General features: G+C 38.9%; 19 protein-coding genes and 1 pseudogene. 10 read left to right on the forward strand and 10 right to left on the reverse strand.

Going from position 1 to position 26,132, the window contains the following annotated elements; translation table 11 throughout:
• Positions 1–169 precede the first annotated feature (169 nt).
• Positions 170–2,242 carry a M13 family metallopeptidase gene (locus tag FY049_RS01250; RefSeq protein WP_446082990.1) on the reverse strand — a complete coding sequence of 691 codons (2,073 nt, stop codon included), beginning with the start codon at positions 2,240–2,242 and terminating at the stop codon, positions 170–172.
• Between the two features lie 242 nt (positions 2,243–2,484).
• Entirely contained in the window at positions 2,485–3,369 is an 885-nt protein-coding gene (locus FY049_RS01255; protein WP_224964038.1) for a LysR family transcriptional regulator, read from the reverse strand.
• A gap of 164 nt (positions 3,370–3,533) precedes the next feature.
• On the opposite strand from FY049_RS01255, the gene FY049_RS01260 reads away from it, so the two are divergent.
• Both FY049_RS01260 and FY049_RS01265 read left to right on the forward strand, forming a co-directional pair.
• Complete coding sequence (locus tag FY049_RS01260) at positions 3,534–4,115, forward strand: chromate transporter (RefSeq protein ID WP_004717445.1); 582 nt, start codon at positions 3,534–3,536, stop codon at positions 4,113–4,115.
• 6 nt (positions 4,116–4,121) lie between these two features.
• Positions 4,122–4,640 carry a chromate transporter gene (locus tag FY049_RS01265; protein ID WP_004823357.1) on the forward strand — a complete coding sequence of 173 codons (519 nt, stop codon included), beginning with the start codon at positions 4,122–4,124 and terminating at the stop codon, positions 4,638–4,640.
• 159 nt (positions 4,641–4,799) lie between these two features.
• On the opposite strand, the gene FY049_RS01270 is transcribed toward FY049_RS01265, so the two are convergent.
• Positions 4,800–5,273, reverse strand: a complete 474-nt coding sequence (locus FY049_RS01270) for a hypothetical protein (RefSeq protein ID WP_333667762.1) — start codon at positions 5,271–5,273, stop codon at positions 4,800–4,802.
• A 149-nt stretch (positions 5,274–5,422) separates the two neighbouring features.
• On the opposite strand from FY049_RS01270, the gene FY049_RS01275 reads away from it, so the two are divergent.
• From FY049_RS01275 to FY049_RS01285, 3 genes are all read left to right on the forward strand, one after another.
• Entirely contained in the window at positions 5,423–6,001 is a 579-nt protein-coding gene (locus FY049_RS01275; RefSeq protein WP_446082991.1) for a DJ-1/PfpI family protein, read from the forward strand.
• 197 nt (positions 6,002–6,198) lie between these two features.
• A complete protein-coding gene (locus FY049_RS01280; protein ID WP_446082992.1) occupies positions 6,199–6,387 on the forward strand; it encodes a hypothetical protein in 189 nt (62 codons plus the stop codon).
• 235 nt (positions 6,388–6,622) lie between these two features.
• Positions 6,623–8,863 (forward strand): TonB-dependent siderophore receptor, encoded by a 2,241-nt coding sequence (locus FY049_RS01285; protein ID WP_446082993.1) that lies wholly within the window; start codon positions 6,623–6,625, stop codon positions 8,861–8,863.
• Positions 8,864–8,960: 97 nt separating this feature from the next.
• On the opposite strand, the gene zigA is transcribed toward FY049_RS01285, so the two are convergent.
• Both zigA and FY049_RS01295 read right to left on the reverse strand, forming a co-directional pair.
• On the reverse strand, positions 8,961–10,187 hold the full coding sequence (gene zigA, locus FY049_RS01290; protein WP_446082994.1) for a zinc metallochaperone GTPase ZigA: 1,227 nt from the start codon (positions 10,185–10,187) through the stop codon (positions 8,961–8,963).
• A 305-nt stretch (positions 10,188–10,492) separates the two neighbouring features.
• Positions 10,493–11,251: a D-Ala-D-Ala carboxypeptidase family metallohydrolase gene (locus FY049_RS01295; RefSeq protein ID WP_446082995.1), complete on the reverse strand. Its 759-nt coding sequence runs from the start codon at positions 11,249–11,251 to the stop codon at positions 10,493–10,495.
• 110 nt (positions 11,252–11,361) lie between these two features.
• Between FY049_RS01295 and folE2 the strand changes: the two genes are divergently transcribed.
• The 4 genes from folE2 (at position 11,362) to FY049_RS01315 (ending at position 14,887) form a co-directional block, all read left to right on the forward strand.
• Positions 11,362–12,264 carry a GTP cyclohydrolase FolE2 gene (gene folE2, locus FY049_RS01300; protein WP_446082996.1) on the forward strand — a complete coding sequence of 301 codons (903 nt, stop codon included), beginning with the start codon at positions 11,362–11,364 and terminating at the stop codon, positions 12,262–12,264.
• 51 nt (positions 12,265–12,315) lie between these two features.
• A complete protein-coding gene (locus tag FY049_RS01305) occupies positions 12,316–12,876 on the forward strand; it encodes a gamma carbonic anhydrase family protein (protein WP_004717461.1) in 561 nt (186 codons plus the stop codon).
• Positions 12,866–14,221: a dihydroorotase gene (locus FY049_RS01310; protein WP_056518024.1), complete on the forward strand. Its 1,356-nt coding sequence runs from the start codon at positions 12,866–12,868 to the stop codon at positions 14,219–14,221. The genes FY049_RS01305 and FY049_RS01310 overlap by 11 nt, the downstream gene beginning before the upstream one ends.
• A gap of 252 nt (positions 14,222–14,473) precedes the next feature.
• Positions 14,474–14,887, forward strand: a complete 414-nt coding sequence (locus tag FY049_RS01315) for a MerR family transcriptional regulator (protein ID WP_004717464.1) — start codon at positions 14,474–14,476, stop codon at positions 14,885–14,887.
• A 232-nt stretch (positions 14,888–15,119) separates the two neighbouring features.
• On the opposite strand, the gene FY049_RS01320 is transcribed toward FY049_RS01315, so the two are convergent.
• The 5 genes and pseudogenes from FY049_RS01320 to FY049_RS01340 form a co-directional block, all read right to left on the reverse strand.
• On the reverse strand, positions 15,120–16,358 hold the full coding sequence (locus FY049_RS01320; protein ID WP_446082997.1) for an NADH:flavin oxidoreductase/NADH oxidase family protein: 1,239 nt from the start codon (positions 16,356–16,358) through the stop codon (positions 15,120–15,122).
• Between the two features lie 210 nt (positions 16,359–16,568).
• Positions 16,569–17,400, reverse strand: a pseudogene (locus tag FY049_RS01325) (alpha/beta fold hydrolase).
• A 402-nt stretch (positions 17,401–17,802) separates the two neighbouring features.
• Positions 17,803–18,996 carry an LLM class flavin-dependent oxidoreductase gene (locus tag FY049_RS01330; protein WP_446082998.1) on the reverse strand — a complete coding sequence of 398 codons (1,194 nt, stop codon included), beginning with the start codon at positions 18,994–18,996 and terminating at the stop codon, positions 17,803–17,805.
• A gap of 17 nt (positions 18,997–19,013) precedes the next feature.
• A complete protein-coding gene (locus FY049_RS01335) occupies positions 19,014–21,341 on the reverse strand; it encodes a TonB-dependent receptor (RefSeq protein ID WP_327857530.1) in 2,328 nt (775 codons plus the stop codon).
• A gap of 263 nt (positions 21,342–21,604) precedes the next feature.
• Positions 21,605–24,217: a TonB-dependent receptor gene (locus FY049_RS01340; RefSeq protein WP_446082999.1), complete on the reverse strand. Its 2,613-nt coding sequence runs from the start codon at positions 24,215–24,217 to the stop codon at positions 21,605–21,607.
• Positions 24,218–24,500: 283 nt separating this feature from the next.
• Here FY049_RS01340 and FY049_RS01345 point away from each other — a divergent pair, with 283 nt between their 5' ends.
• Complete coding sequence (locus tag FY049_RS01345) at positions 24,501–26,090, forward strand: ABC transporter substrate-binding protein (RefSeq protein WP_327857532.1); 1,590 nt, start codon at positions 24,501–24,503, stop codon at positions 26,088–26,090.
• The last annotated feature ends 42 nt before the right edge of the window (positions 26,091–26,132 follow it).

Here is a 26,132-nt window from a genome sequence, read left to right on the forward strand (position 1 = left end):
TGATAAGAAAATCACAAAAAAAATGATTAGAGATAATCAATTAAGTTAAAACTTAAAAAGCTCTATCTAGACATCTATTCCACTACCATTTATTTATACAACATGTGAAAAAAATATAAAAAAACCTGCCAAGTCTTGATATAGCTTGGCAGGCTTTTAGGTCAGATAATTACCAAATGGTCACGCGTTTATTGGCAGGTAAATACATTTTATCGCCCTGCTGGATATGAAAAGCATCATAAAATGGCGCTTGATTTAGCAAGGTGGCATTGCCACGAACTTTATCAGGTGAATGCGGATCTCTTTTTAAGAATTCAACTTGCATTGCATCAGTAATTTTAGAACGCCATGCTTGTGCCCAACCAATATAAAAGCGTTGTTCACCTGTTAAATTATCCAACACTGGTGCAGCCTTGCCATTTAAAGACAGTTGATAAGCTTTATAAGCAATTGCCAATCCAGAATTATCAGCAATATTTTCACCTAAAGTTAACTCACCATTGACATGATAACCTTTGATTGGCTCATAAGCGTTATATTGAGCAACCAATGTATTGGTTTTTTCTTTAAATTTTCGATGGTCTTCTGCCGTCCACCAATTTTTCATATTGCCCAATTCATCAAACTGACTGCCTTGGTCATCAAAGCCATGACTGATCTCATGTCCGATAATTGCACCAATCGCACCATAGTTCACCGCATCATCGGCATCCATATCAAAGAATGGAGGTTGTAAAATTGCTGCTGGAAAGACAATTTCATTTAATGAAGCATTGTAATACGCATTGATGGTTTGCGGTGTCATGCCCCATTCATCACGATCAACAGGCTTGCCCAATTTATTCAAGGCATATTGATGTTCAAATTCACGTGAACGGATCACATTACCAATCAAGTCATTATTTTTGATTTCTAAAGCTGAATAATCACGCCATTTGTTTGGATAGCCAATTTTCACCGCAAAACTTGCTAACTTTTTCTGCGCCTGAACTTTCGTGGTTGGGCTCATCCAATCCAGTTTGTCTATGCTTTGAGAATAAGCTTTCATTAAGTTTTGCACCAAGACTTCCATGCGTTGTTTTTTCTCAGCAGAAAAATACTTTTTCACATAAATCTGGCCCAAACTTTCACCTAAAGTTCCCTCAACCAATTGCACACCACGCTTCCAACGTGGTTTCTGCTCCTTAATTTCTCTGAGCTGTTTGCTATAAAAATCAAAGCTATTGTCTACGAAAGCTTGACTAAGCAATGATGAAAAATCACTAACTAAATGAAATTTAAAATAAGCTTTCCAAACCTCTAGTGAGGTATTGTCAACAATTGGGCTTAACCCTTTGAAGTAACTTGGTTGAATGACTTGTATGGTTTTAATCTTATCGGACAACTCTTGTTTTTCTAGATAAGTTTGCCAATCAATTTTTGGACTAAGTTTGGCTAAGTCTTGCGTTTTATAAATATTATAGAGTTTTGTTACATCACGGTTTTGAACATTACTCCATTGTATCTTGGCGATTTGCGTTTCTAATTTTAAAATCCCTTGCGCATGCTGTGCTGCTTGCTTGTCTCCAGCTAGGGTTAAAGTTTTTTCAATATACTTTAGATATTGCGAACGGATTTTCTTAAATTTGGCATCATTTTTTAAATAATAATCACGATCAGGTAACCCTAAACCACTTTGCCCAAGCATTGCCACCATTTCAGTTGAGTTTTTCATGTCTTGGTCAATACCCACATCAAAAGGGCTGGTTACACCAATACGTGAAAAATGTGCGGCCAATTGCGCAATATCTTTTTTACTTTTCAATGCATCAACATTGTTAATTTCCGCTTGAATCGGCTGAATACCCAATGCTTCAATACTTTTTTCATCCATAAAATTGGCATATAGACTTGCCACTTTTTGCTCAGAACTTCCTTCCACCAATTGCTGTTTTGAAAGCTCATCGACAATATCATGCAATTGTTTTAAGGATTCTTCATGCAAAATATCAAAAGTTCCCCAACGTGATTTATCTGCAGGAATTTCGGTATTTTTCAACCATCCTCCATTTACATGTTGATAAAAATCATCATTTCCTTTTACATTTTGATCAAAATATTGATGATCAATCCCCGATTTTTTTTGATCTTTCACAATAGCTGAAGTGGTTTGAGTGATTTGCCCTGTTGTTTCAGCCCATAGTGGTGCAGATGACAACATGATTGCAGATGCTAAAACACTTTTTACAAATCCAAGTTTCAAAGCGATATCCTCAATTCTATTTCTAAGGTTTGAATTTAAAACAATAATAGTAATCTTGAGCTCAGACTTTATGTGTAGCAAAAATGCAATGATTCACTGATTTTGTTTTTAAGATAGAATTTCAAAGCATAAAGTATTCCGAAACAGCTTAACCTAGATCTTTAATCACAGTGAACAGCTCAAATATTCAAAATATATAAATCCACTAATTTAGCTTAAGCTTTAGCAAGTCAACCTATAAATTAAGCGAGCAAATTTAAAATATGTTTTAAACGGATATTTTCAGCATCCTGCTTATAGACTGCATAAATTGGTGCAATACACGGCGTATCCGCTTTAAGCGCTTTGTAAATAATTTGCTTGTTCCAAAAATCTCGAATGGCCTCTGGAACAATCGACAAACCAATCCCTGCTGCAATCAAATTTAAACTCGACGTTAAACGTGGAGCTTCTTGAACGATCTTTGGACTAAACCCAGCCTGATAACAGCTGGCCAAAATATTATCAAACAAGTCTTGTCCTGCTAAACGGCGATACAGTACAAAATCATAAGGCTCTAAATCAAGTAATTGGATGGCATCAGGATGTTCGGTTAAAGGATGATTATTGGGCAATGCCACAATTAAAGGCTCATCAAGTACGTGCAAACTGGTGAGCCCCAAACCAATCGGCGCAGGCTTACGCAAAAAAACGATGTCATTCTTTTCATTGATAATCGAATCAATCAATGAGCTACTACCATCTTCTTCCAAATGAATAGACACCGCTGAAAATACTTCACGAAAATTACGCAGTAAAGCAGGCAAAAAGGAATGTAAACCGACTGAGTTGGTAAAACCAATATTGATTTGCCCTTCCAAACCTTTAGAAATATTTTGCACGCGTTTGGGAATAGCCTGTGCATGCGCAAGTATGGTAAGTGCCTCTTGGTATAAGGCCTTACCCGCTTCAGTTGCTTCTACGCCACGCGGTAAACGCTTCAATAAATCTGTGTCTAATTCATCTTCTAAGTTTTTGATAATCCGTGTTAAAGGCGGTTGCTGCATATTCAGACGTACCGCTGCCCGAGAAATATTACTTTCCTCAACCACAGCCACAAACGCATTAAGCTTATGAATATCAATCATCTTTTCGCCTCAATATCGATCTTTTCATTTTTATCGTGCTAATTCACGTTTAAAGCATACTTTTTAGGTATGAATAACAGCAAAAATAGCATTTTTCTTTATAACTCAACAAGCAGATAATCATATTCAAGCCAAGTACATCACAGCAAATTGAAGAGGTCTAAATGAATACTGAAGCAATCCCAATGGAACAATCCATGACCACACCCAATTGCAAAGCATTATTTTTAGGCTTTATGAAACTTGGCCTCATGGGATTTGGTGGGGTACTCCCTCTCGCACATCGTTTAATTGTAGAAGATCAGAAATGGTTAACATCTGAAAAATTTACCGACTTGTTGGGTGTCTGCCAAATCTTACCCGGTGGAAATATTGTAAATATGGCAGTGGCAATTGGTTATGATTTTGCTGGTGTAAAAGGTGCGATTAGTGCGGTATTTGGTCTTATGCTGGCCCCGACCATTATTGTTATCTCGTTGTACCAGTTATACAGCAGTTTTCAAGATATCCCAATGGTGCAGCACATGATTCAAGGTTTAGCCGCTGCTGCTGCGGGTCTACTGTTTGCTACAGGTTTTAAGATGTTAAAACCAATTATGAAAAGTAAGCTGACCTATTTCACCATTATCTTGACCATTATTTTTATGCTGTTGATTAAATTACCCTTGGCACTGACGCTGTTGATTTTAATCACCGTGAATATGGCAGTTTTAGCATTTAATCAAACTAAAGTGACTCAGGAGTAAAATAAGATGTATGTTCTCATCGCACTGACTTTAGTGTTTACTCAACTGTCTTTATTGGCCTTTGGTGGCGGGAATGCCATCTTACCTGAAATGCAACATCAGGTGGTTGTGATTCACCAATGGATGACTGCTGAGCAATTCAGCTCTATGTTTGCAATGGCGCAAGCTGCACCAGGTCCAAACATGATGATTGTTCCCTTGGTGGGATGGCATGTCGCAGGGCCTATGGGACTGATCGTGACGTCTTTTGCAAAGTTTGGTCCGTCTTCAATCATCACCATTTATGCACTTAAATTTTGGAATAATTTTAAAAGTCATCCACTTCGGGCGAAATTTGAAAAGGCGTTAAAACCTATTACAGTCGGTTTGGTTTTAGTCAGTGCTTGGATTATTGCCCAAGCCTCTGCTCAAAATATTTTACTGATCGCAATCGTCGCCATCACCATTTGTCTAAGTCTGTTTAAGAATGTTCACCCAGTTTGGTTAATGGTGATTGGTGCTGGTACAGGCGCTTTAATTCTATAGATATTGATTAAGACCACCTACACAGGTTCATTCATAAAAATTCAGTCAAGACATCTCTCTCCCTCTAAGCCGTGTATCACACAAAGCAAAGAGGGAGAAAATTTAGAATGCAATAGAGATTTAAATCGCGACTGCTCTATATAGCTTAATTTATCTATTTTACTGCTGGTTTTCTAAATCACGTTCACGACAAGAAAGCTCATAATATTCTGCTGTTGGTAATGCTTTCAGTTTAAAACCATAATAATTACTGGTATCTGATTCTACTTTGCTTAATGAACACTGGTTGGTTTTGGCAAATTGAGTCAAGAGTTTCATATCACTCTTTTTAGCTAAAACAGCTCCCCAACCCTCACTGACACAACATCCAGCATACTGTGTCATATATTCGTCTGATAGCAGTGCAACCGTTTGCCCCATAAATTGAAGCGGTTTTTTTAATTTATATACATCATTATAGTCATTTCTTGAAATATCCGGTTTTTTATTGATTAGCCCCTGCTTCTGCATCTTTTTAAAGCTTGGAAACTGTGCAGATGCCTCGCCCATTCCTCTATACACTGTTTCTTCTACCGCAGCATGGCTGCTCATAGCAGCAGTCACGATCACTAAACCCAATAGATACTTTTTCATATTTTTCTCATTCATCACTGAATACAATTTTTATTACAGTTAAGTCTGTTAAATTAAGACTAAAGCCGTATAAATTCAACTTAAAACTGCAACTAGAGCATGCTATTTTACATGAAATAAATCATAAAATTTTAACAAAAGGTGTAAAAATGTCTAAACAAATTCTAATGTTAGTGGGTGATTATGTTGAAGATTATGAAACCATGGTTCCTTTTCAGTTCCTTACTGGATTGGGCTATAGTGTTCATGCAGTCTGCCCTGATAAAAAAGCTGGCGATACAATTACAACAGCGATTCATGATTTTGAAGGTGAGCAAACCTATAGCGAAAAACGTGGTCACAACTTTGCAATTAACTATGACTTTAACCAAGTCAACAGCGACAACTACGTTGGATTAGTGATTCCGGGTGGTCGTGCACCTGAATATTTACGTATGAATGATCGAGTGATCGAAATTGTTCGCGAGTTTGATGCGATTAAAAAACCAATTGCCGCTGTTTGCCATGGTGCGCAACTGCTTGCCGCAGCCGATGTATTAAAAGGACGTTTATGTTCAGCTTACCCTGCATGTGCCGCAGAAGTTAAACTCGCAGGCGGACAATATGCAGATATTGCGGTCACTGAAGCAGTCACAGATGGACACCTGGTAACAGCGCCAGCATGGCCAGCACATCCTGCTTGGTTAGCCCAATTTGTTAAAGCGCTTGGTGCAACGATTACTTTATAAAATTTAAAACTGTCTAAGCTAACGTTTTCCGCTGAGAGAAAACTTAGCCTTATACAATAGTGAAACTTTAAAAATGTTTAGGCTACATAAAGACCTATCAATGTTGCGTTTTTTAACGCTGTATCTCAGCAAAGCGCTTTGCGCTGTGCAATAATTATTTATAGAATTTTATTTTCAAACAATAGGTTAGTATAAAAGTGGAAATCATTGAATTACTCCAACCCGTTACCTTAAATAAAGATAATTTAGAACCAATTACTATTGAAACAGGGACTTTATTAAAGGTACTGATGGTGAATCCATCCTCATATCTTGTTGGTGATGAATCAGGTGTTTCGTTTCTGATTAATTTCTCAGAAGAAAACCAACAATGGAAAAAGATATAAGCTTTCAATTCGAGATCTGGATAAGGCTCAGTCAATAATTAATCATCGTGATAAATAAAATACAAGACTACCCTTGTAGTACTTATCCTGCAAAATCATAATCTTAAGTTCACTATACCAGCTAAATTCTGTATTTAAACTATTCATAAAAAAGTTTAAAAATTATGTTTTATTTGTATCTTTTTGTATGATAATTGATAATAATAATGATTCTTATTTACTATTTTCTATTCTTATGGACAATCTACGTAAACAAACGGCATTAAATATTGCAATAAAATCAATTCTTATTTGCAGTGCTATTTCCCATAGTGCCTTTGCACAAGAGCAAAAAAGTAATGAAGCGAATGCTTCGGTACTTCCCACCATTACAGTTAAAGCAGATGCTCAGGATGAAAAAACTGAGGGAAGCGGAAGTTTTAAAGCAAAATCCTCAAGAAGCTCATCAAAATTAAAATTATCTTTAAAAGAAACACCACAATCTGTAAGCGTCGTCACCCGTGAACAAATTGAACAACGCGGACTGACCATTCTGGATGATGTTCTTGCCGCAACACCAGGCGTTACTGCCACTAAAAATGACAGTGAACGTTCTAACTACTATTCCCGTGGTTTTCAAATTACCAATAGGCAAATTGATGGTATGCCTGTAGGAGACAACGCTCCCCGCTTTGATAGTTTTTTCTTTGACCGAGTTGAAGTGATCAAAGGTGCTTCTGGCTTAACTGGTTCAACAGGCAGCCCTTCTGCAACCATCAATATGGTACGTAAGCGTCCTGAAAAAGAGTTTAAGGGCAATGTCAGCTCAACTTATGGCTCATGGGACAATACCCGTGTTGAAGCAGATGTATCCATTCCACTGACTCAAGATGGCAGTGTTCGAAGTCGATTCATGGCAGCGTATACTGATAAAGAATCCTATATGGATCGTTATAAGCTCAAGTCAACAGCCGCAATGGGGATCATCAGTGCAGATTTAACCCCAAACACAACAGCCTCAGTAGGGTTTCAATATCAAGACAACGACCCTAAAGGCTCAACGTGGGGAACAGTACCATATTTCAATGCTGATGGAAGCAAAGCAAATTTTCCGCGAAACTTTAGTTTATCTGCGGACTGGAGTTCAATTGCCAATACCGATAAAACCGTTTTTGCTGATATTGAACATACTTTTGCCAATGACTGGCTGGTTAAAGCAGCGATTGCCCACAGTACCTCGGATAATAGTTGGATGGTGGCTTATGGTGGTAGTGGCTTTCCAGACCCAAACACAGGAAAAGGGCTGAGTCTATGGACCAGTGTTAGCCCTTATGCTGAAAGTAAAAAGCTCAATATTGATTTGTATGCCACAGGACCATTTCAATTGTTAAATCGCCAACATGATTTAATTATTGGCTATAGTGGTTTTAAAAGTGAAAGTACCTCATTGAGTGTAAAAAGCAATGTCGAGTATCCAGCAGCTATACCTGATTATCGTAATTGGACTGGTAATATTCCAAAACCAACCTATGAGAAAACCGGAGCTGGAAGTACCAATACCACAGAGCTTTACGGGGTATATTCAACTTTACGTTTAAATCTAGCTGACCCGCTTAAGTTAATTTTGGGCGCACGTTATAGCTCGTATGATTACAAAGTCGATAAATGGAATCCTAATGCCCCGGTTTCTCCTACAAAGCCACGTAACTTTGATCAATTGGTGCCTTATGCAGGGATTTTGTACGACATTAATGATACTTATACAGCCTACACCAGCTACACCAATGTATTTAATCCATCCACTAGACGAGATCGTTTCGGCGATTATCTAGATCCTGAAATGGGAAGCACTACAGAATTAGGGATTAAAGCAGATCTATTGGATGGTAAGTTATTGACCAGTGCTGCTTTATTTTGGTCAAGTGTCAAAGACCTTGCGGTAGAAGATGTTGAATATCGTGAAGGTGTAAAAAATGGCACTATTCCAAAAGTAGATGAGATGGATACTGCATATATGTCATCGGGCAAAGGACTGAAAGTCAATGGCTTTGAGTTAGAAGCCATTGGAAAGTTACAGGAAAATTGGAATCTTAGCTTCGGCTATACCTATGTAAATAGCGTAAGTTCTGCAAACGCCAATGCTTTAAGCAATATTCCTCAAAACCAAGTAAAGTTATTTAGTAGTATTACTCTTCCAGAAAATCTTTGGACAGGTTCAGAAAAGCTAACATTAGGTGGTGGATTGAATTGGCAAAGTGAAATTTCACAAAAATGGGGGGGAGCTCCTGCAAATGCCTATAACGATGGTGTAGTCACACAAAAGGCCTATGTATTGGCCAATGCTTTTGCCAGTTATAAGTTCAGTGATGAACTGACTGCAAGTGTGAATATCAATAACTTATTTGATGAAAAATACTATTTAAATGTAGGTTTCTATAATGGTGTTTATTGGGGGGAACCACGTAATGTGACTTTCACCTTAAGAGCGAAATTTTAATAAAATATAAAGCCAAGCATGAGCGTATAATTAAAAACGCTCATGCTTGCAAGTATTCTCAGCAATGCTTTGGCTGAATTGAATGGATCATAATGAATTAATGGCTAATGATAGAATCAGTCCACCCACTAAAAGGATTTTCAAACTCTTGCCATTTTTCTGCCCCTAACGCCATTTCATCATCGTTTAATAAACAATCATCAAATTGACGAATAAGTTCAGATTGATCCATCTGCATCCCAATCAACACGATTTCTTGTCGTGCATCACCTGTTTGAGCATCCCAGCTTTGTTGAATTACATCTCGACTTTGTTGATCCGTAGGCCAATGTTCGTCTGGCACTGCTGCCCACCAATATCCAGCAACACCATGGCGTGCCATCGCCCCTGCTTGAGACCAAGATCCAGCAAACTCGGGATTTGAGGCTAACCAAAAAAAGCCTTTGGAACGGATTACGCCTTTCCATTCGGAGTTGATAAAATCAAAAAACCGTTGTGGGTGAAAAGGTCTGCGCGCTCGATAAACAAAATTATTGATTCCATATTGCTCTGTTTCAGGCGTATGCTCACCTCTTAATTCCTTTAACCAACCCGGAGCTTGTGCCGCTTCGTTAAAATCAAATAGCTGGGTATTTAACACCCGATCAAGATTCACCTTGCCAAACGCAGAAACTTCAATTTTTGCTCTTGGGTTTAAAGACTGCAAAATTCCAAATAATTTTTCCTGCTCGTCTTGATCAATCAAATCTGTTTTATTCAATACAATCACATCACAAAACTCAATTTGATCAATCAGTAGATCAACAACATTTCGCTCATCTTGTTCACCTAATGATTCACCGCGCGCTTGTAAGCTATCCAGCGAACTATAATCTTTTAAAAAGTTATAAGCATCGACCACAGTCACCATTGTATCTAAGCGGGCAAACTCATTGAGAGAAATCCCATTTTCATCTTCAAAGGTAAACGTTTCTGCAACAGGGAGTGGTTCAGAGATCCCTGTAGATTCAATCACCAATTGATCAAAGCGCTGATCCTGTGCTAAACGACGCACTTCAACCAGTAGGTCTTCTCTTAAAGTACAACAGATACAGCCATTACTCATTTCAACTAGCTTTTCATCCGTTCTTGAAAGTTCAGCACCACCCTCTCGAACTAAAGCGGCATCAATATTGACCTCCGACATATCATTCACAATCACTGCAATTTTTCGGCCTTCGCGATTGTTTAAGATATGATTGAGTAAGGTGGTTTTTCCAGCCCCCAAGAATCCAGAAAGCACGGTGACGGGAAGTTTTTGCGGAGTGGCTAAAAGAGTATTCATTGGCATTCTCACTTTATATTTTTGTGTTTTCATATCTAGATCGACATGAAAATACTGACTGAATAACTCCAAACAGATCGCTTTAGAGTTAAATTTTAGCTGTGCTTGCACATACATTTTCAACACTGCAATTTGATGATTCGGTTTTAATCATTCGGTGATGATTACAGCGTTTTTCCAGATCCTATAAATCTAAGCTGAGGATTAAAAAACATCAGGATTTAGATTGTTTAGTGGCAGATAAACATGTGTCGCTTGAATTTCTCGTATTAAAAGTTGTCTGATGTCACGGATGAAATTTGACTTCATGGCGATTCACTCACTTTTTTATTGTTGCCAATTAAAGCGTTATTGATACATGGTGATGAGCTATAGCGATGGTCTGCACCCCAAGTACGAAAACCTGCACTATCAATATGAATCTGTCCTGATGCATAGACGCCTAAGCCCATGTGAAGTTCCTCACCAGAATCCAGCCAAAATTGACATAATTTTGCTTTGCGCTCTTGAATCATCAGCTGTTGGTTTAAGTCCGGATTTTCATCACCAATACGAAAATCTAATGCGGCATTAAAAATATGTTTGGAAGAAGCAGCGCCTTTTGCACACTGATTAAGCTTGAAATTTCGATAGACAGAAGTCACGCTAAACTGGGTTAAAATTTTTTCATCCACAAGACGATTTAAAATTTTTAATGTTGGCACAATATTGCCCCACAGCTCTTGTGGCGGAACTTCAAATTCAGATGCATCACATTGTTGCCAATCTCTGGCTGTTTGTAAAAATTCAAAAGTAGGAATATAAGCAGAAATACCTTGTTGCTTTAAAAAGCGCTGATAGGCCTGAACGCTTTCAGCATTTTTCGGTTCACTAAGCCATTTTAAATAAGCAGGCGGCAGATTTTTTTCTTGTTTTAAAATACCTTGCTGCTGAGGAAAGCCTGCCTTTAATGGCACTTGTGGTGATGTTTGCTGAACTGTACGCATAGCATGAATTGTATTTGAGTTGTTATGACTACATGCAGAAAGGCAGAGTATGAATCCGATCAAATATTTTTTGTTCATCTCAATTTGCAATGATCTCATAGCGTAAATTTAACTCAGATGAGTAGTGTTGATTAATATTGTTATGTTATAACATAACAATATGTATTTCAACTTAAGCTATTCCCCCTATGAATCTTGTTCTTCCAGATGTTTCTGCTGAATCCTCACTCACAAGAAGCTATCACTACCCGCTCGATTGGGTCGGTATGGAAAAAATCGCGCTTCCGCTTTATCTCGAAAATAGTCTTTGTCAAAGCCAAGTGAATGCTTATGTCAGTTTGGATGATGTGTTTGCCAAAGGTATTCATATGTCGCGCTTGTATACCCGACTTTTGAAATTGAGCACGATCAAAAATTTAGCGCTACTTGATATTAAAGACGCTTTATTGGATTTCTTAGCCAGCCATAAAGATTTATCAGCGCATGCCAAAATCGAAATTCATAGTGAGCTTTATATCGAGCGCCCAACCTTAGTCAGCCAATTGTCTGGCTGGAAAAGCTATCCTTTTGTGTTGTCCTGTCAGCTTTTAAAAGATGATTTTTATGCTGAATTAAAAATCGAAATTCCCTATTCATCTACTTGTCCTTGTTCCGCAGCACTTGCCAGAAACATCATCCAACAAAGATTTGCAACCGCATTGGAAAATCATGAGATTCATTTAGACCCACAAGAAATCCTCAGTTGGCTAAATAGCACAGATGCAATTGCAGCAACGCCTCATAGTCAAAGAAGTTTTGCTCAGTTAAATTTCAAATTAGATCAAAACATTCAATATATTCCACTGATTTTATTTATTAATCAGGCTGAACAAGCCTTGATGACACCCGTACAAACGGCGGTAAAACGTATTGATGAACAAGCCTTTGCTATTGCGAATGGTCAGAACCTGATGTTTTGTGAAGATGCATTAAGACGCTTGTATGCCACATTTATCCATCATCCCAGCATTCTAGGCTTTAACTTTAAAGTGATTCATGCAGAAAGTTTACATGCTCATGACGCAGTTGCTCAGGGCGCTTGGCAATGGTAATGCCTTATCTTAACCACCTTCATTGTTTAACTTATTTAAAATGGTCTAGTCATGCTTAGAAAAAACCCATCTGGTGATCTCCCTGTTATAGATCAATCAGCCTATGTTGACCAAACAGCGATTATTTGCGGAAAAGTCATTATCCATGCCAATGTATTTATTGGGCCTTATGCAGTGATCAGAGCAGATGAAACCAATGACGCGGGTGATATGGAACCCATCATCATTGGTGCAAATTCCAATATTCAAGATGGAGTGGTGATTCATTCCAAAGCGGGGGCAGCAGTGATCATTGGAGAAAATTCTTCAATCGCGCATCGCTCTATTATTCATGGTCCCTGTGAAATTGGACATCATGTTTTTGTTGGCTTTAACAGTGTGTTATTTAATTGCACAGTGGGTCATCACAGCGCGATTCGTCACAATGCAGTGGTTGATGGTCGTGATTTACCCGATCATTTTTATGTACCTGCAATGAGTTATATCAATCCCAAAACCGATTTAAAGCAATTTCCACCCATTGATATTTCAATCAGTGAGTTTTCAGAAAGCGTTGTCAGCACCAATATTAAACTGGTTCAAGGCTATAAGGCATTGCACAATGAGTTTTAAAAATTCGCCCAATCTTATTATTCGTAATGCCAATATTGTCAATGAAGGCAAGCAGTATTATTCCGATGTACTGATTCGACATGGTCGGATTGAAAAGATTCATCCCAATATTACAGGGGCTTATCATGCGAAAAATATAGATGCTGAAGGTTCGTGGTTAATTCCTGGCATGATTGACGACCAAGTTCATTTTCGAGATCCCGGCGCAGCGCATAAAGGCAATATTGCTTCGGAATCAATGGCAGCAACGATTGGTGGAATCACCAGCTATATGGATATGCCAAACACCAATCCAGCCACCTTAACTCTAGACGCTTTGACCCAGAAAAAGCAGATTGCAAAACAACATAGTCGGGCCAATTATGCTTTCCATTTTGGAGTCAGTGCGCATAATTTAGATATTATTGAACAGCTTGATCCCAAATCAATCAGCGGTGTTAAAGTTTTTATGGGCGCTTCTACGGGTGATATGCTCGTCGATGATCCTAAAGTTTTGGAACGCTTATTTGCAAATGTTCCAACGGTTTTATTGACTCATTGCGAGTTTACCCCTGCCATTAAAGCCGAAGAAAATTTCTATTTTCAAAAATATGGGGAAAATATTCCAGCAGAAATTCATGCGCAGATTAGAAATAAACATGTCTGCTTTGATAGCTCAAAATTAGCTGTATCTTTGGCCGAGAAATATGCCACACAGTTGCATGTTTTACATATCACCACCGCGAAAGAACTGTGTTTGTTTAAAAATCTGCCTTTAAATCGAAAACATATCACAGCAGAAGTGTGTATCCATCATCTCAGTTTTGATGATGCTGATTATGCTACTTTGGGCCACTTAATTAAATGTAATCCCGCCATTAAAACCCAGCAAGATAAAGATGCTTTGATAAATGCCCTTGCGAATAGTAATCGCTTGGATATTATTGGTACTGACCACGCCCCACATACTTGGGATGAAAAACACCAGTCATATTTTTATGCCCCTTCTGGCCTGCCTTTAGTACAACATGCGTTACCTGCACTGATGGAGCTGGTTGCAGCAGGTAAACTGAGTATTGAAACACTGGTTCAAAAAACTGCACATCAAGTGGCAGACTTATTTAGGATCAAAGACCGTGGTTATATTCGAGAAGGTTACTGGGCTGATTTAGTGATCCTTCGAGAAAATCAACAGCACATTGCAGTGAAAGATCAAAAAAACTATATGAAATGCAATTGGACACCATTTATGCATAAAACATTTGCTTATGAGGTCAGCACCACAATTGTTTCGGGGCAACTTGCTTGGCATCAACAACAGCTGTTTTTGAATTGTCAGGGACAACAACTTGAAATTAATCGTTAAAATAGCAAGTAACAAATAAATGGCATGAATTTATTCCAAACCTTTGATATTTAAATGGATCATTTTTTAAGTTTAAATATCATTTATCGTGAAATGTTCTCATGATTTTAATTCAATGAGAGAATTTACATCGAAAGGACTCCCAATATTCGTTTAAACCTGATTAACCTCAGCTTTAACGTTATTTTTCATCTTGCTTTTGCTTGAGTATAAGTCTAAAGTTAACTTTAATGTCAAGCGGAAGTCAGTAAAATGAACATTAGCGAGTTATCCAAACAAAGTGGTTTAAGTACCCCAACGATTCGTTATTATGAACAAATTAAACTGCTTCCTAAGGCAAAACGTAAATCTAATGGTTATCGTGAATATAGTGACAATGACCTCAAACAATTATTTCTAATTCAGCAAGCGCAACAAGTTGGATTTTCATTGGCTGAAATCAAAGCCTTTCTACCGTCAAATGTAGGCAAGTGGGATCATGATATTCTGATTGGACTACTCGAAAGTAAAATCAAAGACATTGAAGATCTAGAACAAAAGTTGTTGATCAGTAAGCAAAACCTACGCAGCATGATCACTGCAATCAATAGTAAGCCTGACGAAATCACCTGTGAAGAAAATGCCAACCGTTTACTGAATCTTTATTATGCCAATGATAAATGTTAAAAACTCCCATGTTATCGGAAAATCATAAAAGCGATTGAGCTTAAATCTTACTTTAAGCTCAGAATTGTGCATAGGTCATTGATAAGTGATCTATGATGTTCAAACCTTGGAGTCTGCAAAAAGATTGATCAGTATTCTCATCATTACTTTAATGGGTGATCATACCTAAGCATCAAGTAAAGCGTCTTCGAGCCGCAGTACAGTCTGTCAGATCTAATCCAACATCTTGTACTTAAGCTGAATGTGAATACTGACGCATACGTTTTTTATACTGACGTGTGCGGCATGTCGTTTCTGTCTGCTGTAATATCAAGGCCCATAAAGGTGAAACCTTAGGATTCGATTTTTTCCCATGACTAAGTTTCTGTAACTGGAATTTGACTGTTGCCATATTGGCAAGTGAAGCTAAGGTTTTATTTTCCCAGTGAATTGGTTTCAATTCAGGTGCGATATTCTGACCTTGTTTCCATTCGTTGGGTAAGTTAGGGTCGATTGCTAAGGCTGTTGCAATTCCGACCATATCGATCCCACTGTCAATGACTTGTTCTGCAACGGGTTTACGGCGAATACCACCGGTTACCATAATCGGCATATGGGCAACCTTGCCAATCTCTTGAGCAAACTCTAAGAAATAAGCTTCACGCGCCAAAGTCCGACCATCTCTAGCTTGGCCTTGCATAGCAGGTGCTTCATAACTCCCCCCTGACAACTCAACCAAATCAACTGACAGATCATTTAACATTTTAACCACTTGCTGCGCATCCTCAGCACTAAAACCACCACGTTGGAAATCGGCAGAATTCAGTTTAACAGCAACTGTAAATGTTGATGACACCACTGCACGTACTGCTTTGACAATCTCAATCAAAATACGCGCACGGTTTTCCAATGAGCCGCCCCATTGATCTTGACGTTGATTGCTTAAAGGCGAAAGGAACTGACTGAGTAGATAGCCATGAGCTGCATGAATTTCTACACCAGTAAATCCCGCCTTTTCACCTAAACGTGCGGTATTGGCAAAACGTTGAATCACTTCGTCAATCATGGCTTGAGTCATTTCAATTGGAGTATTAAAACGATCTGACATTTTACCTAAATCTAAAGCCACAGCAGAAGGTGCCCACGTTGGCTGACCTAAATTTGACTGCATTTGGCGACCTGGATGGTTGATCTGCAACCATGCTTGCGCGCCTTGAGAACGTGCAATTTTCGCCCAACGTTTGAAGTGCGCTAAATGCTGTTCATCTTCCAAGACCACACCACCCGGTCCTGTCATCGCACGACGATCCACCATCACATTACCTGTAATGATTAAACCGACACCACCATCTGCCCATGCCTGATACAAACGCATGAGCTCTTCTGATGGTGCATGATTGAGATCTGCCATATTCTCTTCCATCGCAGCTTTTGCAATACGATTTGGAATCTGAGTACCATTGGGTAAAACTAATTTTTCAAAGACGTTCATTTTTATAGCCTCATAGAGTATGGACTTACTTTAAGATTAAAGTTCACTTTAATGTCAATCCTTTTTTCGCATTTAATTTTTATTATTTTAAGAACTAATTTTATTCAAAGACTTACATCATAATAAGATAATAACGATCTGATACTTTAATAAAAAAAGAGGCCGCAAGGCCTCTATTGATATTCTGTTTTTAAATCAAACGACAACTATTCACTCGCGAATAAACGCCAATAAATCTGGATTAATCACATCGGCATTGACGGTTAACATACCGTGTGAATAACCTTTATAGGTTTTTAATCGGCCATTTTGAACCAGTTTGGCAGAAAGTACCCCTGAGTTTTCATAAGGTACAATTTGATCATCATCCCCATGCATGACTAAAACAGGCACTGAGATTTTTTTTCAAATCTTCGGTAAAGTCAGTCTGTGAAAATGCAACAATTCCATCATAATGCGCTTTTGCTCCACCCATCATGCCCTGTCGCCACCAATTCAATACGACGGGTTCTGAAGGTTGAGCATCTGGTCGGTTAAAGCCATAGAATGGCCCCGCTGGTAGATCATGATAAAACTGAGCACGATTTTTAAAAAGCTGATTCTGTAAGTCATCAAAGACTTCTTTGGCTAAACCTTGCGGATTTTTTTCCGTTTTCAGCATAATTGGAGGTACAGCACTGACCAATACGGCCTTGGATACATTTTCCTCGCCATGACGTGCAATGTAGTGAACAACCTCACCACCACCAGTGGAGTGACCAATATGTACTGCGTTTTTAATGCCCAAGTGTTTGACCACTTCTGCAACATCATCGGCATAGTGGTCCATATCATGACCATCCCAGACCTGACTTGAACGTCCATGTCCGCGACGATCATGTGCAACCACACGAAAACCTTCATTTAAAAAGAACAATAACTGAGAATCCCAGTCATCCGAGCTTAATGGCCATCCATGATGAAAAAATAATACTGGGGCATCTTTCGTTCCCCAATCTTTATAAAAAATATCAACACCATCTTTTGTCGTAACATATGCCATGTTAATTTCTCCTGTGTATGATTTACACTTTGAATAACTTATTGCTGTTCTCATTCATGTCAGTAAATTACAATGTTTGATACGATTCGTATGGACCGTCATTCTATACTAAGGTTAAAGTTAACTTTAAGGTCAATGCTTTTGGTGATTTTCTGATAGCAGAAATGTAAATCTATAAAAAATAAAAATACACAAATATCAGGATTTATTATTGAAAGAAAACAGCTTTATTTTTTTATATAGGATTGTTGAGGCTTTATGTCGTTACATGATTTAAACCATTACAGGTTTTCTGTTCAAAGCTTCAACGACAACCCACAGTATTTTTTATCGGTATAAAAATGAATATAAAAAAGCCAAGACTGGTTTAAAAATCTTGGCTTTAACCTGTTGCAATGGAAGTTAGGCGATACGATATTTTGCCTCTTCAGAAATACGCTGTAATGCCTGACGCTGTTTTTTGAAATAAGGTAAAACATGTTCGCCAAGGCGATAAGCTTCTTCTAAATGTGGATAGCCCGCCAAGAAAAACAGATCAACCCCAATACTGTTATATTCTTGAATCCGCTCGATAATCTGCGAATAACTTCCCACTAAAGCAACACCTGGTGGAATACCAATATAGCCAAAGCCTGACCAAACATTGGGATGAATAAAGAAATCATCGACGTTTTTACTGCCTGCTTTTTCACTATATTCTTTTTCAAAACTCAATACACGTGCCGATCTCAAACCTGCATGTGCAGCAGACGCATGTAAGCGTTGTTTTTCAGCAGCTTCATCCAAATAACGTTGTGCCTCTGCCAACGCTTCTTGTTCACTACGGCGTGCAATCGTATCAATGGATAAGCCGAATTTAATATTATCCCGCCCATATCTCGCAGCACGTTTGCGCACATCAGCAATCAATTCAGCAATTTCACTGGGTTTTTCAGCACGCATTAAATAATAATCAGCATGCTTCGCACCAAACTCACGGGCAGCTTCAGACGATCCTGCCGTACAAATGATCGGTAGTTCAGCTTTATTGAGGGGATATTTTAAACCGCCACCTTCAGCAGAATAATATTTGCCCTGGTAATGGAATGATTCATTATACCAATACCCTTTCACCACATCTAAAAATTCAGTCGCACGGATATAACGGTCATCGTGCGGAGTAACATCCCCAACTTGGCGCTGAATAACCTCAGAGCCGCCGTTGATAATATTCCAAACCAACCGATTCCCTGTGGCACGCTGATACGTTGCTGCACTTTGTACTGCATTATAAGGACTAAAATGATAAGGCTGGAATGCAGTCACAAAGTTTAAACGCTTGGTTTCTCTTGCCAATAAGGAACACACTGTCCACGGTTCTTCACCTGTAGGTGCATTCACCATCAGCGCACCTGCAAAACCATTGATTTCAGCCGCGCGAGCCACTTGGCTAAGATAGTCGATATAGGTAAAGTCATCACCAACTTGGTAATTCGATGTTGCACCAGTATTGTCTACACCTGCGACACGTGACCAATCACCACGATTGCGTGGATCACCTGCTAAGTACTCTGCTTCACCATGTAGTGGTAGACGGGTAAAAAATTCAATTCCCATGATGTTCTCCGTATAACTTAGAATTTAGCAGTCAGAGAAACACCAACTTGACGTGGGTTTCCATAAGTTAAAACATATTGTCCAGCGGGACCATTTGGACGGCCATGTACTTGATATTCTTCATTCAATAGGTTTTTAACGTAAGCATTGACTTGGTATTTGTTATTTGCACTATGGTAGCCAACATTGGCATTCCATAAGGTATATGCTTTTTGGCTTAAGATTGGATCTACCGAATAATCTTGACGGTTTACGAGGAAAAACTCACGGTCACGGTAGCTGGCATCTGTACCTACAACAACACGAGCACCATCATTGAGATTAAAGGTATATTCTCCACCCAGACCGACGGTGTATTTTGGCGAACGGACTAGACTGTTGCCTGTATTATCTGCATTAACCACATTGGTTACCGGGTTTTTATCGACGAAATCGGTATATTCGCTGTCAAGATAAGCACCAGCAAAACGTAAACGTAGATTTTCAGTCACTGAATAATCTAATTCTAATTCAGCACCTTTAACTTCAGCTTTTGGTCCATTGGCGAGAACAGAGGTCACACCGCCACCTTGTCCCTCTGTTGCAACCAGTAAATTGGTTTGAATATCTTTATAGTCATAATAAAAAATATTGGCATTTGCGATTAAATCTCCGTCCAATAACGTAGACTTTAAACCAAGTTCATAACTATTTAAGTATTCAGGATTCACGTCGGCAAGTTGGGTTAAACTGCTGGATAAACCAGTGTTAAATCCACCTGAGCGGAAACCGCGTGCGAATCTAAAATAAGTATTTAAATTAGGATTAATTTCATATTCTGGGGTGATGTCATAGGTCAACTCATTCCAAGTTTTATTGCGACTTGTTGACCCATTTGCATTTGGAGTTGGGTTATAAACTGCATTGCTATAGCCATCTTTTTTCCACCAACTGCCTTTTGTATAGTCTCCCGTTGTGATCTGAGTCAGATTGAGATCAATATCTTTTTCTTCACTGGTCCAACGTAAACCACCTGTCACTTTAAATTTATCTGTAAATTTATAAGTACTGTTACCAAAAAGTGCAAAGCTTTGAGTGGCTTGGTTATAGGTTATATCTCTAAATGCTGGCGTAGACGCAGTTTGAGAAGCAGCGCCATTTGGCAATGTTTTATTGACACGTGCACTGACTCCAGTGGAATCTAAATCCTCATTGAAATAATGAAATCCTGCAATCCAACTTAAGCGTTTTTCAGCATCAGAAGCGATACGGAACTCTTGGCTATATTGACGCCATTCATTATCACTATAGCTTCGTGCGACATCATAAGGGGTGTAATCACCATCTGAAATCGACTTTTGTGTGGTCTTATCAAAAGCAGTAATCGAAGTAAAGCTATATCCGCCCCCCAAATCTCCAGTTAAGGTTAATGACGCGCCATCATGCTGAATCTTATTGTTTTCATCTAAATCTAAATTGGTGTCTCGTCCTTTAGGTCTTTCATAAATACCCCAGTATTTACCCACGCTTAAGGAACCATTACTGCCTAAACCATTATAAGTTTGGCTGTGTAGATTGACCAAAGCATCCCATTCATCATTGATTTTGCCTAGCACTTGGAAGCGAAAAGATTTTTTATCCACGTTGCCATAATCTTCACCATTGGCAATATTCTTTGCATATCCGTCACGGTCTTCAGAGTAAAAAGCCCCGCGCACCGCAACATTTTCTGAAATTTTGCCGTTGGCAGCACCTTCAAATGTTCTTAGGTTATGATCCCCTAAACCAATGGTTGCATATCCATTGGGTTTATCTGAAAAATTAGGCTTTTTAGAAATATAATTGACTGCACCCGCGGTGGTGTTTTTCCCATAGAGCGTACCTTGTGGACCACGTAAAACTTCTATACGCTCTAAATCAAACAAGTCACCTGCACCTGCAACTGGCGCATTTAAGTAAACCCCATCTGCATACACGCCAACAGGAAATACTGTCGATGCAGCCACATCTCCCGTACCTAGACCACGAATATACCAACGTGGACGACTATCCCCATCTGGGTTTTCAGCTGCAGCATTTGGTGTATAGGTTAAAACATCCCCAATAAAAGTAGAACCTTTCGCAGCCAAGTCCTTACCCGAAACAGCAGTAATTGCAGTTGGAACTTTCTGAATATTTTGCGCCCGATATTGTGCAGTGACGATCACATCACTTAATTTTTTGACATCTTTGGCTTTTTCAACCAGTGCTTGTTGTACTGGTGTAGTCTCGATCTCTTCATTTGCAATAGCCAGTGTTGAAACACTCGCCGTTACGCCCCACATAGCAGTTAAAATACTCTGCCTAATTTTTGTAACCTTAAACATGGTGACTCCATTTAAATAAATCTATTCTTGTTATTCGCAACTTTTGTGCCATTCTATTTATTTAAATATTTTCAAAGTGTTATATAAAAAATCATAAAAAAAATATTTATTTTTGCTGATAGATAGACATTTTTAATTGTCGTATTGTTGTTATTTCAACATTTTGCTGCTTTTTATTTTTAATGATATCTACTAAGAGTAAATTTATAAAAAAGCCATACAAAAGTATGGCTAATGCAATCAAAAATAAAAATCTGTTTAATTTAGAATTTATAGCTAAATTGTCCTTGTACCGTCAATGGACGCATTGGCTGTAAAAACTCGCTATTTGCACCAGCTAAACCATTTACGAAATTACGCTCATTGGTCAAATTAAGAATATTTAAGCCTACTGTCCACTGCGGTTGACGATAATAAAGTCCCAAATCTAAATTATAATTATTGGGTACCTTTACGGTCTGACTTAGATTGGTATACCAGTTACTTGTCCACCAGCCCGATAAGTTTAGTCCAAAACCTGACTGGTGCTGATAATCCACATAAGCACTTGCAGAATATTTAGGAATGCCTGCTGCATCATAACGTCCTGCTTTGCGTTGGTTTAAAGCATTGCTATCGCCCCATACCGTCGCATTGTCTGCATGGAAACCAAAAGGTGAAAAACCAGCCGGAATAATGGAAGAATATTCAGCATTGAGATAGGTTAAGTTTGCCCCAATCGCGATATTTTTTTGTAGCTGCCAACGTAATGATGATTCAAGGCCTTTGATTTCAAAACGCGCCATATTGCCATTGGTATCAGGTGATAAATCGCGCTTCTGTTCAAAACCACTGAGCGTTAACAGAAGTTGATCAGTGATCGGCTCGTATTTCACTCCCACTTCTTTTAATTCACTTTGGCTGTCAAAAGCCAAAGGATTTAGCTGATTTCCAGCGCCCCAAATTAAAAATGGACCAAATACACCCGTATTCAATGCTGTACTTTTATCATAAGTAAAATATAGGGTACTTTTTTCAGTAGGTTTAATAAAGGTACTGGCTTGATAGCTGAGTAAACTATATTTATTGGAATCTGAGCGGACATCTGTAGGGACTAAAACCAGTGGATTCTCTAATTTTGCTTTTATAGAACTGTGGTTAATTCCCAGATTAATCCCAAAAACATCATTAAAGGTAAAATTTTGCTGTGTAAATACGCTGTAAGTGTCCCAAAAGCCTGTTCCTGTATAAACTGCTCCACCTCCATTGGGAGGAAAACCGCCTTTTTCAGCATATAAGCCATGACCCACAGGGTACATTCGAGGTAGATTTAAATAGCCAAAATACTGCGAATACTGTGGAACACCAGCCTGCCCAATCCAGCTTCCAGTCGAACCACCATGATTGACCAACCCCAATAAATCTCCAGAGTTTTTCTGTGATGGATCATTGGTTAAATCATAAGGATTGATATTAAAACTATTGTTTGCTGCGAGAGAGGTAAATTTCTCATGCCGATAAGCGCCACCTGTACTGCTTTTATTGTTGATTTTGACACCCAATAGCTCAAAGTCATGATCGCCTAAAAACTCTAAGCGGTTATCCAATAATTCATGGTCCAAATCGGTAAAGAAACTCCCAACAGAATCACCCAAATCACGACTCTTTTGATATAGCGTACTATTGGCCACAGACCAATTTTCATTGATATCTTTGACCAGTTTAAATTGTGTGCTAAAGCGCTTTGCACTGTTTTTATCTTCACCCCGCCCAGAAACATCATCATCTAATTTGACTAAGCCATTGCCTGCGATTGATGGATCATAGACCCAGCCTCGAATTGTACCCGCTTGATCAGCAGTAGAACTTGGCAAAGGAGAAGTCTGTACTGGACCTACAGCAATATATTGATTTTTGTCATTCTTCTGCCGAGTTTGCCAACCAATCACTTTAGAGTGAGCTGCACCAGACTCAAAGACTGGAGACCAAAAGTTTGAACCGTTTTGAATAATCGGGGTCGCTCTGCCTTTATAGTAAAGCCCTTGATCAACGGATTGTTGTGTCGCTCTGTTCCAACCATGCGTCACATTAAAATCTGAATAATCGTCATAACTGATATTCCAGTCAACCCGTAGACTGTCATCTGGACGCCAAGCCAAAGCACCATAAAATGCATTAAAATTATTTTTTACATTGTCATAATAGTCATCTGTTCGTTGTGCTGTTGCACTGACACGAAATGCCAATTCTTTAGAAATAGGTGCAGTATGATCAATACTGACTGAGAAATTAGGCTCAGCACCTTGCCCTGCATAAATTGAACCCACTGATCCCGAAATCGTAGTTTCTGCTTTATTAAAATTCGGTTTTTTGGTGAGATAATTAATATATCCGCCTGAACCTGACGTCGGTGCAAAAATTATCCCCGTTGGTCCTGCAACAATATCAGCAGCTTCATAAGCATTTAAATTGGTCGGATGTCGGGTACTGTATATTCGTTGGCTATCTTGAAAAACTTCGGAGTTTTGCCCTCGTATCTGTGGCGCGAAATTGGCATTTTGCCCACCTCCTCTGGTGATACTTGGAGCATACTTAACCAAATCATCTGCACTACGAATAACATCTTCACGAAACTGTTGTTCTGATACTTGTGAAACGACACGTGGGGTATCTAATACAGAACTATCCGTCCCATAAATCGAAGTGACTTTGCGCTTGGGGAGAATGGTGGCTTTTTTATTTGCTCCTGTCACCACAACATCGGCTAAGGTAATTACATCACCATTAGAATCCTTGGCTTGCTCTGAGGTTTCTTCAGCAAAAATAGCGCATGGAAAGATTGCCCCAAATAGCCCTAGCGCAATCACCAGTGGCTTTAATTGAAAGTTCTGTTTCATATCACACTCAGTAAAATAAATTTACACTGCGTTACGCAAAGCCTATGCCAATCTTTAAATAGGCAAAACTCAAATATAAAACATTGATTTTTATTACTTTTAAATAATTTTCATTGATATACAACTTTTATTCATGTTTATTTTTTCAACAGAAATGCTGAAAAAGCAACAGTGACAAAAAACACAACGCTTATAATTAATTGATAAATATTAGAAAAATATAAAAAAGAATTGGCATTCATTGTGCAATCTCCTCTGGATACGTTCTAACTGAGTATTTTTAATGACACATGAAACCTTGTTACTCTCACGTCGAAAATTTTTAACCCAAAGTCTAACTGCACTAGGTGGCGTTTCTTTAATCAGTGGTTTATCTGCTTGTGGACAATCTCCACAACCTAGCGCTGAATCCCAAAGTTCACTTTCCAGTACCCCTAAGCATGGTGGAACAATTCGATTAGGGCTGATTGGTGGACAACAATCAGGTAGCCTTGACCCTCACCTTTCAGCTTCAGGAAGTGGGATTACCCGTGGATTTGCGATTTATAATAAGCTCTGGGAATGGGACGAAAACATGCTTCCTCGTCTTGCTTTGGCTGAATTTGCAGAACCTAATCATAATGCCAGCGAATGGACCATACGACTGCGTAAAGGTTTAGAGTTTCATCATGGTAAAACCGTCAGCGCAGATGATGTCATTTTTTCATTGCAACGTTTAACAGATCCAAAGCTTGCCTCACCTTTTCGGAATCTTGTGCAATGGATTGATCGTGATCGTATCCAAAAATTAGATCAATATACAGTACGCATTCCTTTTATTAGTTCAATTGCTGGCTTTGTAGCCCTGCCTGAAACTTGGGTCAATTTTGGCGGTATTGTCCCCACTGATTTTGATCCCATTCATAACCCTGTGGGCGCAGGTCCTTATAAAGTCAAAGAATTTATCCCCGGTCAACGTTCTGTCTTTACTCGGTTTGAAAACTATTTTAAAGCAGATCGGCCTTATGCAGATCGTTTTGAAGTCATTGACTTTAAAGATCAAGTTTCTCGACTAAATGCATTATTGGCAGGACAAATTGATCTTGCAAATGCGATTTCACCTGAATACATTAAAATTTTAGAGCAAGCAAAACATATTCAAACGGTTCGTTCTCAAACCAATACCCACAATAGTTTTGACTTTAATACTCAACAGGCACCATTTAATGATCCCAAAGTCCGCCAAGCATTTCGTTTAATCGCCGATCGTCAAGAGCTGATACAACGGGGTTTAAACGGTCAGGGACGCATCGCCAATGATCTATATTCTCCACAGGATCCAGCATTTCTAAATTTGCCACAACGTCAACAAGACATTACCGAAGCCAAGAATTTATTGGCTCAAGCGGGCTTTAAAGATGGCTTAAGCGTTGAACTGATTACCCCCGTTGGCAACGCCCAACCTGCCCTGATATTTGCAGAACAAGCAAAGAAAGCCAATGTCAGTATTCGGGTCAAACAAGTTGATTTAGCCACATTTAATGGACCTGATCGGAGTAAATGGCAATTCTCCAGTAATGCAACCAACGTGGGTACACCGTATTTATCCACTGCTGTAGTGAATGATGCGCCAATTTCAACAACCAATCGTGTCAACTTTAAAGACCCAGAATATAGTGAGCTGTTTTATAAAGCACTGGCTGAACCCGATTTAGCCAAACGTAAAGTGTATTTGGCTCAAGCACAAAAAATTCAACATGAACGCGGTGGAATGCTGATTTGGGGTTTTAGCCATAGCATAGATGCTGCATCGAAACAGATTGGAGGATTAGCGGCAGAACACACTATTTTCCCAACGTGGCGTTTTGAGAAATTATGGAACAATCAAGCCTAAAATAAAATTTACAGAGCCTTAACACCATCAAGCGGCTACTGT

Source organism: Acinetobacter sp. 1125_18A (genome assembly GCF_052824985.1).